Here is a 13,216-nt window from a genome sequence, read left to right as displayed (position 1 = left end):
GTATACGGAACCGTACGTACGGTGGTGTGAGAGGACGGCGGGGGCAGCCCCGCCTCCTACTCGATTCTTGGGTTTTGTATTGGAGGTAATGGCCTCATCGCGAGCAGGCTCGCTCCTACAGTTGATCGTGTTTATCTGGAAAGACCCGGTCCCCTGTAGGAGCGAACCTGCTCGCGATAGCGTCAGTACAAGCCCCCATTTCCTTCAGGCAAAAGAAAACCCCCGACCCGCCAGAGGCTGATCGGGGGTTTCGAGTAAGCGCCTTGCGACGCTTACCGGCTCAGCTTATTGGCAAGCTTCGCAATCCGGCTCGTCGATGGCGCAAGCCTTTGGCACTGGAGCAGGGCCGGCAGGAGCTGCCAGGACCGAGTCGTCACCGTGGTTGCCGCCGCTGGAAACAGCGTTCAGCTTGCCGGTGTTGATGGTCGACTTCTCGGTGCTGGTCGCAGCCAGGGCGCGGAGGTAGTAAGTGGTTTTCAGACCACGGTACCAGGCCATGCGGTAGGTCACGTCCAGCTTCTTGCCCGAAGCGCCGGCGATGTACAGGTTCAGCGACTGAGCCTGGTCGATCCACTTCTGACGACGGCTGGCGGCGTCGACGATCCACTTGGTGTCCACTTCGAAGGCAGTCGCGTAGAGCTCTTTGAGTTCTTGCGGGATGCGCTCGATCTGCTGCACCGAACCGTCGTAGTACTTCAGGTCGTTGATCATGACCGAGTCCCACAGACCGCGAGCCTTCAGGTCGCGAACCAGGTACGGGTTGATCACGGTGAATTCGCCCGACAGGTTCGATTTCACATACAGGTTCTGGTAGGTCGGTTCGATCGACTGCGATACGCCGGTGATGTTGGCGATGGTCGCGGTCGGTGCGATGGCCATGATGTTCGAGTTACGGATGCCTTTCTGTACACGGGCACGAACCGGTGCCCAGTCCAGGGATTCGTTCAGGTCGACATCGATGTACTTCTGGCCACGGGACTCGATCAGGATCTGTTGCGAATCCAGCGGCAGGATGCCTTTGGACCACAGCGAACCCTGGAACGTCTCGTAGGCGCCGCGCTCGTCGGCCAGGTCGCAGGAAGCCTGGATCGCGTAGTAGCTGACCGCTTCCATCGACTTGTCGGCGAACTCGACGGCAGCGTCGGAGCCGTAAGGGATGTGCTGCAGGTACAAAGCGTCCTGGAAGCCCATGATGCCCAGACCGACCGGACGGTGCTTGAAGTTGGAGTTCTTCGCTTGCGGCACCGAGTAGTAGTTGATGTCGATCACGTTATCGAGCATGCGCACGGCGGTGTTCACGGTGCGTTGCAGCTTGGCGGTGTCCAGCTTGCCGTCGACGATGTGGTTCGGCAGGTTGATCGAGCCCAGGTTGCAAACGGCGATCTCGTCCTTGTTGGTGTTCAAGGTGATCTCGGTGCACAGGTTCGAGCTGTGGACCACGCCCACGTGCTGCTGCGGGCTGCGCAGGTTGCACGGGTCCTTGAAGGTCAGCCATGGGTGGCCGGTTTCGAACAGCATGGACAGCATCTTGCGCCACAGGTCTTTGGCCTGGATGGTCTTGAACAGCTTGACCTTGCCCGGGTACTCGGTCAGGGCTTCGTAGTACTCGTAGCGCTCTTCGAAGGCCTTGCCGGTCAGGTCGTGCAGGTCCGGTACTTCGGACGGCGAGAACAGGGTCCACTTGCCGTCATCGAAGACGCGCTTCATGAACAGGTCAGGGATCCAGTTGGCGGTGTTCATGTCGTGGGTACGACGACGATCATCACCGGTGTTCTTGCGCAGTTCGATGAACTCTTCGATGTCCATGTGCCAGGTTTCCAGGTAGGCACACACAGCGCCTTTGCGCTTGCCACCCTGGTTAACGGCAACGGCAGTGTCGTTGACGACTTTCAGGAACGGCACGACGCCCTGGGACTTGCCGTTGGTGCCCTTAATGTACGAACCCAGCGCACGAACCGGTGTCCAGTCGTTGCCCAGGCCACCAGCGAATTTCGACAGCATGGCGTTGTCGTGGATCGCGTGGTAGATGCCCGACAGGTCATCCGGCACGGTGGTCAGGTAGCAGCTCGACAGCTGTGGACGCAGGGTACCGGCGTTGAACAGGGTCGGGGTCGACGACATGTAGTCGAAGGACGACAGCAGGTTGTAGAACTCGATCGCACGGTCTTCTTTCTGCTTCTCTTCGATCGCCAGGCCCATGGCCACGCGCATGAAGAAGATCTGCGGCAGTTCGAAACGCACGCCATCCTTATGGATGAAGTAACGGTCGTACAGGGTTTGCAGGCCCAGGTAGGTGAATTGCTGATCGCGCTCGTGGTTGATCGCCTTGCCCAGTTTTTCCAGGTCGAAGGAGGCCAGCACAGGGTTCAGCAGTTCGAACTCGATACCTTTGGCGATGTAGGCCGGCAGTGCCTTGGCGTACAGGTCGACCATCTCGTGGTGAGTGGCGCTTTCGGCCACACCGAGGAAGCCCAGGCCTTCGGCACGCAGGGTGTCCATCAGCAGGCGGGCGGTCACGAACGAGTAGTTCGGCTCACGCTCAACCAGAGTACGGGCGGTCATCACCAGGGCGGTGTTGACGTCGGTCAGGGCCACGCCGTCGTACAGGTTCTTCAGGGTTTCGCGCTGGATCAGGTCGCCGTCGACTTCTTCCAGGCCTTCGCACGCTTCGGTGACGATGGTGTTCAGGCGGCCCATGTCCAGCGGCGCCAGGCTGCCGTCGGCACGGGTGATGCGGATCGACGGGTGAGCGTTGACCGCTTCTTCGGTTGGTGCGTGGGCAGCGCGCTCTTTCGAACGACCGTCACGGTAGATCACGTAGTCGCGAGCGACTTTTTGCTCGCCGGCACGCATCAGGGCCAGTTCGACCTGGTCCTGGATTTCTTCGATGTGGATGGTGCCGCCCGATGGCATGCGACGCTTGAAGGTCGCGGTGACCTGTTCGGTCAGGCGGGCAACGGTGTCGTGGATTCGCGACGAGGCAGCAGCGGTGCCGCCTTCAACTGCGAGGAACGCTTTGGTGATGGCGACGGTGATCTTGTCATCGGTGTAGGGAACGACAGTGCCGTTACGCTTGATCACACGCAGTTGACCTGGCGCGGTGGCGGACAGATCCGAATTCGAATCGGCGGCCTGCGGCAAGGTGCCCTGCGGGTTCTCGCGAGTTGTGTCGGTTTGCATGGGGGGTGTCTCCACATTCTCTATGTTTGTTTGGGCACCATCACGGTGCCCACCGTTCCGTCCTGAAGCACTACAACCGGCGAGCGCCGGGCATAACAACTTCGGGACAGATCAGGAAGGGGGCTATAGGGCGCCGCTTCCATGCCGAAGTCTTTGGTCTCGTGCCGTGGGCGCAAGACCGGGGGTCCTTTGAGGTGACAGTTCAGGACTGCAACACCCGTACCGTTTTCACCACTTGGGGTCGAAATACAGTAGCCATCCGCACGCGCGGTTTGGTCTTTCAAAAATACGTATGGTTCAACCGGACAGAGGCAATAAAAGCGCTTGAAATTGGTGTCTGGTTTGTGTTTGGTTTTTTGCGCAAAACCCTACATCTAGGGGTTTTTTAGCGCCGGGGTACAAGATAATGCGTTTTAGGGGGGGATTGCAACGTACTACCTGTGGATAAACCTGTGCGTAAATTGTGTGTGAAAGAGGTAACCGGCGTGTAGGCCGCGACGCTGCTGGACCGGACCTTTTTTCAGCGATTTTCAACCATCGAAATCGCACGGGCGGATTTTTAAGGGCGCGAACCCTATCACAAAAAACCCTGTTGTCCGAACGCATTTACCCGCTTGTGTTCTCGACGGGCGGCGTTTATACAATCGGCCCAGCGTGTATACATATTTATCCCCCCGAATCATTACAAAAAGACGGGCGGATCCTTCCTTATTAGTGTTTTTGGCAAGCAGAGGTCACCCGTGGAGCAAGAAGCCTGGCAGGTATTGATTGTGGAGGACGACCAGCGACTGGCCGAACTGACCCGCGATTACCTGGAAGCCAATGGCCTGCGTGTATCGATCGAAGGCAATGGTGCGCTCGCGGCGAATCGCATCATCAAGGAACAGCCGGACCTGGTGATCCTCGACCTGATGCTCCCCGGTGAAGATGGCCTGAGCATTTGCCGCAAGGTCCGCGCCCGCTATGACGGCCCGATCCTGATGCTCACTGCCCGCACCGATGACACTGACCAGATTCTCGGCCTGGACCTGGGGGCTGACGACTACGTCTGCAAACCAGTACGCCCGCGTCTGCTGCTGGCGCGCATCCAGGCGTTGCTGCGCCGTAGCGAAACGCCCGAAGTCGCCCCGGAAAAACAGCGGCGTCTACAGTTCGGTCCGCTGATCGTCGACAACGCCTTGCGCGAAGCCTGGTTGCAGGGCAACGGCATCGAGCTGACCAGCGCCGAATTCGACCTGCTCTGGCTATTGGTGGCCAATGCCGGGCGCATCCTCTCCCGGGAAGAGATCTTCACCGCGCTGCGGGGCATCGGCTATGACGGTCAGGACCGCTCCATTGATGTGCGCATCTCGCGCATCCGCCCGAAGATCGGCGATGACCCGGAGCATCCACGGCTGATCAAGACCGTGCGCAGCAAGGGCTATCTGTTCGTTCCCGAGGCTTGCGTAGACCCGTCCCTGTGAACTCGATCTTCCTGCGTATCTATGGCGGCATGTGCGCCGCGCTGATTCTGGTGGCGGTGCTCGGTGTGCTGGCGTTGCACCTGCTCAATCAGGTGCGCAGCGAGCAATACCGCGAGCGCCTGGCCCACGGCACGTTCTCGCTGATGGCCGACAACCTGCAACCGATGAACCAGACCGAGCGCCACCGGGCTTTGCTGGTGTGGGAGCGGCTGCTGGGGATTCCGCTGGCGCTGAAAACCTTTGCCGAGACCGACCTCGACTTGACCCAGCGCACCCGTGTATTGCGCGGCCAGGCATTGGTGGAACAGACCGGGCCGCATGCGGCGAAGGTCTACAAACTGGTCAGCGACAAGGAGCAGTTGATGCTCACCGGGGAAGTGCAGCAGATCAGCGAGCAACTGGCCCGGGCGACCATCTACCTGTTGACCGATGAACTGGTGCGCACCCCGGTTGCCGACCAACCCTTGCGCCTGGCGCAATTGAAGGAAAGCAAAGGCTTCGGCTTCGACCTGCGCCTGGTCACGGTTGACGAGGCGGACATGGACGAAGACCAGAGCCGCCGGGTATCCGAGGGCGACACGGTGATGGCGTTGGGCAAGGGGGGCGATTCGATCCGGGTGTTTGCCGGCATGGTGGGCACGCCGTGGGTCCTGGAAATCGGCCCGTTGTATCAGATGAATCCTTATCCGCCGGAGTGGCTGGTGCTGATTGCCGCGCTGGGCCTGACGCTGATCGGTTTGATCGTCTATCTGTTGGTGCGCCAGCTCGAGCGACGCTTGCGTGGCCTGGAAGCCGCCGCCACGCGCATCGCCAAGGGCAGCCTGGAAACCCGCGTGCCGGCGCGCGGTGCGGACTCGGTGGGGCGGCTGGCGTCGGCGTTCAACGGCATGGCCGAACACTTGCAGCAGTTGCTGGCGATCCAGCGCGAACTGGTGCGCGCGGTGTCCCACGAATTGCGCACGCCGGTGGCGCGCCTGCGCTTTGGCCTGGAGATGATCGGTTCGGCCACCACGCCGCAAGCTCTGGAAAAATACTGCCAGGGCATGGACCACGACATCGAGGACCTCGACCGGCTGGTGGACGAGATGCTGACCTACGCGCGGTTGGAGCAGGGCTCGCCGGCGCTGAACTTTCAACGCATCGATCTGGATGCCTTGGTCGATCAGGTGATCGAAGAACTGTCACCGTTGCGCGCCGACGTCACGGTGCAACGCGGGTTGTGCTTGTCGGCCGCCGATAACGACGATGCCTGGGTCGAGGCCGAACCGCGCTATCTGCATCGGGCGATCCAGAACCTGGTGACTAATGCCATGCGTCACGCGCAATCCCGGGTGACCATCAGCTATCAGGTGGGGCAGCAGCGATGCCGGGTGGATATCGAGGATGACGGGCCGGGTGTGCCGGAGTTGGCGTGGGAGAAGATATTTACGCCGTTCCTGCGCCTCGACGACAGCCGCACCCGCGCGTCTGGAGGCCATGGGTTAGGCCTGTCCATTGTGCGACGCATCATCCATTGGCATGACGGGCGCGCGTTGATCGGCAAGAGCAAGAGCCTGGGCGGGGCGTGCTTCAGCCTGAGCTGGCCGCGCAATCAGGAGAAGCGTTGAGTTTTTTGGTGACTGTTTTGCCCGCGATGTGGGCCCGACAGGCGCCAAAAAACTCAGGCCTTGATGCTGACCAGACTCAACAACTGCCCGTCCTTGACCCCAAACTGCGCATCCAGCTCGGTGCCATTGCGCCATTCGCTGGACAAATCAGTGAGCAATCGCAACCGCACCTCACCCGACTCACGCCACTCCAGCACTTCGGCGTGTTCGAAATAAAAGCGTTGCTGAACGATCGGATAGAGCGCCTTGAACAGGCTTTCCTTGACCGAGAATGTCAGGGTGACCAGCAACGCCCGTTGATCGTGATCACCGGCCGCCAAGCGCTGGAGCTCCGGTGGATTGAGGATTTCCCCGGCCAGGCGTTCGGCCCGTTCGGCATTGAGCAGGTTTTCCAGATCCATGCCCAGGCCGCGCCAATGGCTTTTGTTCGCCACGATTGCCGCGGCCCGGCCTGTGCTGTGGGTGATCGAGCCTGTGATATGACCAGGCCAGACCGGTGCCCGGTCTTCACCGATGGCCGGAATGAAGCTCAAGCCTTCCAGTCGCTGTAGCGCGGCCCGGGCACATACCCGTCCGGCGAGAAACTCCGCCTGTCGTTTGGCCACCGAGCGCTGGATGCTTGCCGGCACTTCGACAGAGCTGCGCTGAAAGTCATCGCTGGCCAGTTGGGTGCTATCGAAATGAGTACTCAGCAGGACCGTATCGGGCAGCACAAACGGCAGCGGCCAATGGTCATCGAGGGGCGTACAGCAGGCAGGCAGGACGGGGGCTGGATTCATGTCGGGCATTTTGCCGTTAAGCACCAAGGCTGGGTAGTAGCGGCGTGGCTTTTGTGGCGAGGGAGCTTGCTGTGGCGAGGGGGCTTGCCCCCCGTTGGGTGGCGAAGCCACCCTAAAACCTGCAATCGCATTGTGTCAGATAGGGCGCGTTTGCCGGATATACGACTGCTTCGCAGCCGAACGGGGGCAAGCCCCCTCGCCACAGGGAGCCTTGCTCAGCTTCAGTCGCTGTATCTCAACCAAAGATCTTCTTGAAAAACGCCTGCATGTCCGCCCATGATTTTTCATCCGCGGCCTTGTTGTAGCCTATGTCCGGCCCGCCATGATCGCCATGGCCCAGTCGATCGGCATCCGGGTTGGTGAAGCCGTGCCTGGCGCCGTCGAGGCTGACGAACTTGTAGTCGGCACCTGCCTTGTCCATCTCACTTTTGAACGCCGTGATGTTTTCCGGGGTGACGATGCTGTCCAGCGCCCCGTGTTCCACCAGTATTTTCGCTTTGACACTGCCCGGCGTTGCTGGCGTGTTGGTCGCCAGCGCGCCATGGAAACTCACCACGCCCGCCAATGGCACGCCCTGTCTTGCGGCATTGAGCACCACGGCACCGCCGAAGCAGTAGCCGATGGCGGCGATTTTATGCGGGTCGGTCTGTGGCTGTTTTTTCAGCAGGTCGAGCCCGGCCTGAAACCTTGCGCTCGACACGGCACTGTCTTTCGCCACGGCTTGCATGAAAGCCATGGCGTCCTTGGGATGCTCGGTATTTTTACCGTCGCCGTACATGTCGATGGCCAGGGCGCTGTAGCCCAGGCCGGCGAGATCACGGGCGCGACGCTTGGCGTAGTCGTTCAGGCCCCAGAACTCATGCACCACCACGACCCCGGGGCGCGGGCCTTTGATGGCATCGTCATAAGCGTAATAGCCGATCATCTTCGTGCCGTCGGCACTTTGGTAGGGGATTTCCCGGGTCTGGATAGCGGCCTGGCTGAGCCCGCTCAGGGCCAGCAGGAGGACGGCGAGTAACAGGCGCATGGTCGGATCTCCTGTTGAAACGTGTCGAAACATACGGAAGGGGGCGGTTCAGCCCAGGTTCAGAGTGCGTTCAGGGGGAGTTCAGGGCGCGGTGCGTAACCTTGCCTCGTACCCAAAAAACAAACGGCACATGAGGAAACTCCCCAATGACTGGATTCAAAAAACTGCTTCTGGCATTCACGGTTCTGGGCGCAAGCACCGCAGCTTTCGCGTCCGACGACAACTTCGCCAGTCTTACTCTTGGACAGACCAGCGACAAGGTCAAAAAATCCCACGCCCTGAACGACAACCTCAATCACCCGAACGCCGATGGCGTAATCGGCAAGGACACCACCTGGGGTGTTCGTCTGGGCCAGCAAAACACCAAGGGCCGCTACTACGCCACTTACGACAATGTGTCGGGCTCCCACAATGGCATTAAACTGCGTCAGGAAAACCTCCTGGGCAGCTACGATCTGTTCTACCCGGTGGGCGGCAGCACCAAGCTGTTCGGTGGCGCCACGGCCGGCCTGACCAAAATGACTCAGGAGTCGCCAGGCTTCAGCCGCGACAGTGATATCGGCTACGCCATCGGTGGCCAGATGGGTGTGCTGCAACAGGTTTCGCAGAACGCCTCGGTTGAACTGGGTTACCGTTACCTGCGCAGCAACGCCAGCACCGAGATGAGTGAGCGCGGCGGTAGCAAGCAGGGTTCGCTGGACCTGACCAGCAGCGCCCAGACTTATCTGTCCGCCAACTACGCTTTCTGACAAGCGTTTCGTGAACGGCCTGCGCCGGATCAGCCCGAGTGACTGATCCGGCGTTGCCATGTTAGCTATTGAGGTGCGACGTTGCGCCTCTGGAGATATTGATTTGCCCGGGAGTGCAATATGAAATTGCTGGTCGTCGAAGATGAAGCGCTGCTGCGTCATCACCTGCAAACCCGTCTGACGGAGAGCGGCCACGTGGTCGAGTCCGTGGCCAACGCCGAGGAGGCGCTGTACCAGACCGCACAGTTCAACTTTGACCTGGCGGTGATCGACCTCGGTTTGCCGGGCATGAGCGGGCTCGACCTGATCCGCCAGTTACGCTCAGGTGGCAAAACCTTCCCGATCCTGATCCTCACCGCGCGTGGCAACTGGCAGGACAAGGTTGAAGGCCTGGCCGCGGGTGCCGATGATTATCTGGTCAAGCCGTTTCAGTTCGAAGAACTGGAGGCCCGCCTGAATGCCTTGCTGCGACGTTCCAGCGGTTTCACCCAGTCGACCATCGTCGCTGGCCCGTTACTGCTGGACCTGAACCGCAAGCAGGCGTCCCTCGACGAACAGCCGCTGGCACTGACCGCGTATGAGTACCGTATTCTCGAATACCTGATGCGCCATCATCAGCAAGTGGTGCCCAAGGATCGCTTGATGGAGCAGCTCTACCCGGATGACGACGAGCGTGATCCGAATGTGATCGAGGTGCTGGTCGGCCGTCTGCGCCGCAAACTGGAGGGGCCTGGCGGGTTCAAGCCGATCGACACCGTGCGAGGCCTGGGCTACCTGTTCAACGAGCGTTGCACTTGATCCGTTCGCTGCGCATACGCTTGATGCTCGCCGCCACGCTGTTGGCGGTGTTGTTCATGTTGGCGTTGCTACCGGCGATGCAAGGCGCCTTCAGCCTGGCGCTGCAGGACTCCATCGAGCAGCGTCTGGCATCCGACGTGACCACGCTGATCTCGGCCGCCCGGGTGGAGAACAACAGCCTGCAGATGCCGGCGCAATTGCCTGACGAGCGCTTCAACCTCACCGACAGCCGATTACTCGGCTACATCTATGACCGTGAAGGACATCTGGTGTGGCGTTCGAAGGCGACCCAGGAAGAACATATCAACTACAAGCCGCGCTACGACGGACGTGGCAGTGAGTTTGCGCGGATCCGCGAAGCCAATGGCCAGGAGTTCTTCGTCTACGACGTAGAGGTCAAGTTGCTCGGCGGCAAAAGTGCAGCCTTCAGCATCGTGGCGTTGCAGCCGGTTCGCGAGTACGAGCTGACCCTCGAAGGCCTGCGGGAAAATCTCTATCTGGGTTTTGGCGCGGCACTGCTGGTGCTGCTGGCGTTGCTGTGGATCGGCCTGACCTGGGGCTTGCAGGCTTTGCGGCGCTTGAGCCAGGAGCTGGACCAGATCGAAGGTGGTACCCGCGAAAGCCTCAGTGAGGAACATCCCCGGGAATTGCTGCGCCTGACCGGCTCCCTCAACCGTTTGCTGCACAGTGAGCGTGAGCAGCGCAGTCGCTACCGTGATTCCCTCGACGACCTGGCCCATAGCCTGAAAACGCCACTGGCGGTGTTGCAAGGCGTCAGTGAAGACATGGCCCAGCGTCCAGAGGATCGCGATCAGGCCTGGGTGCTGCAAACCCAGATCGAACGCATGAGCCAGCAGATCAGCTACCAGCTGCAGCGCGCCAGCCTGCGAAAAAGCGGCCTGGTACGTCATCAGGTGCACTTGCGACCGGTACTGAAAAGCCTGTGCGACACGCTGGACAAGGTCTATCGCGACAAGCGCGTGCACGTCGCGTTCGACCTGCCCGACCCGTGTTACGTACCGATCGAGCAGGGAGCTCTGCTGGAGATGATGGGCAACCTGCTGGAAAACGCCTATCGCCTGTGCCTGGGCGAAATACGCATCAGTGTGCGCGAAACCCTCAGCGGCACTGAGTTGTGTGTCGAGGATGACGGCCCCGGCGTACCACAGAATCAGCGCGCACGGATTCTCGAGCGCGGAGAGCGCCTGGACCGCCAGCACCCTGGGCAGGGTATCGGCCTGGCGGTGGTCAAGGACATCATCGAAAGCTACAGCGCCAAGCTGACCCTGGGGGATTCACCGATGGGCGGGGCGGCGTTCCGGATTCATTTTCCGGCGGTGTGAACGGATATTTGATAGCAGTCTTTTCGGGCTACAGGTATCAGGCGTTAAACGACCGGCAACAATGTTTTGTTGGCGTTCCGCCGTTTGGTGGCAAGTAATAAGCCCCGCCTTATTGACGACATGCACACGCAGAGCCTGTGTTGGTTGCATGAGTGGATAGGGGCTGAAGCGTTACAAGCCACCAATGGAGATAAAAATGGAAAGGAAGAAAGTTTGGCTGACGTTTGACGACGGTCCTCGGCAAGCCCAGACCGAAACCGTGCTCGAAACACTGGAGCTGTTTGATATCAAGGCAACGTTTTTTATTGTTGGCAATCTGGTTGCCAGGCATGGCGAGCGTATCAAGCGCATCCTGGACGAAGGGCACCGGATCGGCAATCACACTTACGATCATCTAAGACTGGTCGGTCAGGACAAAGATACCATCATCGATCAAATCAAGATGACGGAGCAGGCACTGACTCCCTACCAGCAGCCGGACCTGATCATGAGGCCGCCTTATGGCGCTCACGATGCGATGGTCGATCGCACTGTCGCCGAGTTGGGGTATCGGCAGGTTCTCTGGAGCGTGGATACCCTGGACTGGAGCAGCAACTATCAACCTGGGGGCTGGGTATCCCATGGTGTTGAGCAAATAAGGAAAAGAAAGAACTCCATTGTGCTGATGCATGACATACACGCGACCACGGCCAATAATCTTGGCCGGTTCATCGGACAAATAAAACTGCTGGGCGATGTGGATTTCGAATCACCAGCCACACTGGCGATTCCGCCGGTCAGTCAGTTGAATATGTATGTGGTTGTAAGGGGCGATACATTGTCCAAAATTGCCAGAGAGTTTTATGGTGATGCTGCCAAGTACCCACTGATCTTTAATGCGAACAGGTCGGCGCTGGATCATCCAGACAAAATTTACCCTGGCTTGTCACTGATCATCCCGCCTCTGGAGTAAGCGTTCGCAAATCCTGGACGGGGTATTACCGGGTGCGTTCGGGAGACGCCAGTGATCACTGCGCAACGCAGGTGCTGAAACTCAGCTCTCCTGCGCCCGATATGCCCCTGGCGTCAGCCCCGTCCACTTCTTGAACGCCCGGTGAAACGCCGACGGCTCGGAAAACCCCAGCTGCTCGGCGATCTGTTGCAACGACAGGTCGGCGCGGCTCAGGTGATAAATCGCGATATCCCGGCGCAACTGGTCCTTCAATTCCTGAAAGCTCGAACCCTCTTCCCGCAAATGCCGGCGCAGGGTCTGCGGGCTGATGTGCAGGTGCGCGGCCACGGCTTCAAGGTCAGGCCAGCGTGAGCTGTCGCGACTGAGCAAGCGCCGCAGGCGGCTGCTCAAACTGTCGCCATCGTCCGGGCGCGAGAGCAGGTCGGCGGGGGAGCGCTCGAGGAAATGCTTGAGGGTACGTTCGTCCTGCAGCAGCGGCATGGCCAGGTAGCGGCTGTGAAACAACAGGCTGCTCTGGGGCCTGGAAAACTCAAGCGGGCAGGAAAACAGCAGGTCGTACTCGGCGCCGTGTTCCGGCCGGGGGTAGCTGAACGTGGCCTGCTCCAGGCGAATGCGCTGGCCGATCAGCCAGCTGCCGAAGCGGTGCCAGATCACCAGCAGGCTCTCGCTGAGGAAATGATCCGGGTCCCAGAGTTGTGAGTCGTCCAGGCTCAGGCGCACCCATTCATCTTCGCGGCTCAGGGTCAAACGCGGAGCCCCGGGGAATAGGCTATAAAACAATAAGCCGCGATGGAGTGCCTTATCCAGGTTGCGGCAGTGAATCACGGCATGGCACATCATCGCGAAGCTGCCCGGCCTGCTTGGGGCTTGCCCGAACCCCAGGTACTCGTCGTCCAGCGCCAGCCACAACGCCTGGATCAATTGGGTGAATTGCTCCGGAGCGATGCGTGCCCGGGGCTCGTCCAGCAACTCGGGGCTGATTCCCAGTTGCTGTAGCAGGTCCGAATAGTCGTAGCCGTGCCGATGCGCACCACCCAGGGCGGCGCGGGCGAAATGACTGGCGATGGTGCGTTCGCGCATGGCAGTAGATCTGACCGTTGATCGACGGATGTTAGCTGCGCACCGCGGGCATGAACAGGGCGGATATCCGCCAAATAGCAGGACGACTGTTAATGGAAGGGCGGAAATCCGCCACATGCTTATAACCGTTCGGTGACAGGGAGTTCGCTGCAACCCCGGAGATCAAAAGGCTTGCAGGGTTTTTACGGAAGGTGGCACGGGCCTTGCGATACAACGAGCAGATGCCTGCCGTTGCGCA

The 13,216-nt window shown here is 60.1% G+C and carries 10 protein-coding genes; 6 read left to right on the top strand and 4 right to left on the bottom strand.

Annotated features, from left to right (window positions below):
• Positions 1-285: 285 nt before the first annotated feature.
• Entirely contained in the window at positions 286-3,180 is a 2,895-nt protein-coding gene (locus VC35_RS24170) for a ribonucleoside-diphosphate reductase subunit alpha (RefSeq protein ID WP_046043035.1), read from the bottom strand.
• A gap of 740 nt (positions 3,181-3,920) precedes the next feature.
• On the opposite strand from VC35_RS24170, the gene VC35_RS24165 reads away from it, so the two are divergent.
• Both VC35_RS24165 and VC35_RS24160 read left to right on the top strand, forming a co-directional pair.
• Positions 3,921-4,643: a response regulator gene (locus VC35_RS24165; RefSeq protein ID WP_008051517.1), complete on the top strand. Its 723-nt coding sequence runs from the start codon at positions 3,921-3,923 to the stop codon at positions 4,641-4,643.
• On the top strand, positions 4,640-6,250 hold the full coding sequence (locus VC35_RS24160; RefSeq protein WP_046043033.1) for an ATP-binding protein: 1,611 nt from the start codon (positions 4,640-4,642) through the stop codon (positions 6,248-6,250). Before VC35_RS24165 ends, VC35_RS24160 begins: the two co-directional genes overlap by 4 nt.
• A 53-nt stretch (positions 6,251-6,303) precedes the next feature.
• Here VC35_RS24160 and VC35_RS24155 read toward each other — a convergent pair whose 3' ends face one another.
• Together VC35_RS24155 and VC35_RS24150 are read right to left on the bottom strand one after the other, a co-directional pair.
• Positions 6,304-7,029: a 4'-phosphopantetheinyl transferase family protein gene (locus tag VC35_RS24155; protein ID WP_221174497.1), complete on the bottom strand. Its 726-nt coding sequence runs from the start codon at positions 7,027-7,029 to the stop codon at positions 6,304-6,306.
• A gap of 235 nt (positions 7,030-7,264) precedes the next feature.
• A complete protein-coding gene (locus VC35_RS24150; RefSeq protein ID WP_046043031.1) occupies positions 7,265-8,056 on the bottom strand; it encodes a dienelactone hydrolase family protein in 792 nt (263 codons plus the stop codon).
• A gap of 146 nt (positions 8,057-8,202) precedes the next feature.
• Here VC35_RS24150 and VC35_RS24145 point away from each other — a divergent pair, with 146 nt between their 5' ends.
• The 4 genes from VC35_RS24145 (at position 8,203) to VC35_RS30405 (ending at position 11,898) form a co-directional block, all read left to right on the top strand.
• Positions 8,203-8,805 carry a membrane protein gene (locus tag VC35_RS24145; protein ID WP_046043030.1) on the top strand — a complete coding sequence of 201 codons (603 nt, stop codon included), beginning with the start codon at positions 8,203-8,205 and terminating at the stop codon, positions 8,803-8,805.
• 120 nt (positions 8,806-8,925) lie between these two features.
• The gene (locus VC35_RS24140; protein ID WP_046043028.1) at positions 8,926-9,603 is read left to right on the top strand and encodes a response regulator transcription factor; all 678 of its coding nucleotides are present in this window, start codon (positions 8,926-8,928) and stop codon (positions 9,601-9,603) included.
• Positions 9,600-10,946, top strand: a complete 1,347-nt coding sequence (locus VC35_RS24135; protein WP_046043027.1) for an ATP-binding protein — start codon at positions 9,600-9,602, stop codon at positions 10,944-10,946. Before VC35_RS24140 ends, VC35_RS24135 begins: the two co-directional genes overlap by 4 nt.
• A 196-nt stretch (positions 10,947-11,142) precedes the next feature.
• Positions 11,143-11,898, top strand: coding sequence for a polysaccharide deacetylase family protein (locus VC35_RS30405; RefSeq protein WP_052960579.1), 756 nt, complete (start codon positions 11,143-11,145; stop codon positions 11,896-11,898).
• 81 nt (positions 11,899-11,979) lie between these two features.
• Here VC35_RS30405 and VC35_RS24125 read toward each other — a convergent pair whose 3' ends face one another.
• Positions 11,980-12,978: an AraC family transcriptional regulator gene (locus tag VC35_RS24125; protein ID WP_046043026.1), complete on the bottom strand. Its 999-nt coding sequence runs from the start codon at positions 12,976-12,978 to the stop codon at positions 11,980-11,982.
• Positions 12,979-13,216: the final 238 nt, after the last annotated feature.

This window comes from Pseudomonas fluorescens (genome assembly GCF_000967965.1).
GTDB lineage: Bacteria > Pseudomonadota > Gammaproteobacteria > Pseudomonadales > Pseudomonadaceae > Aquipseudomonas > Aquipseudomonas grandcourensis.
This window is presented reverse-complemented; position numbering and strand designations above follow the sequence as displayed.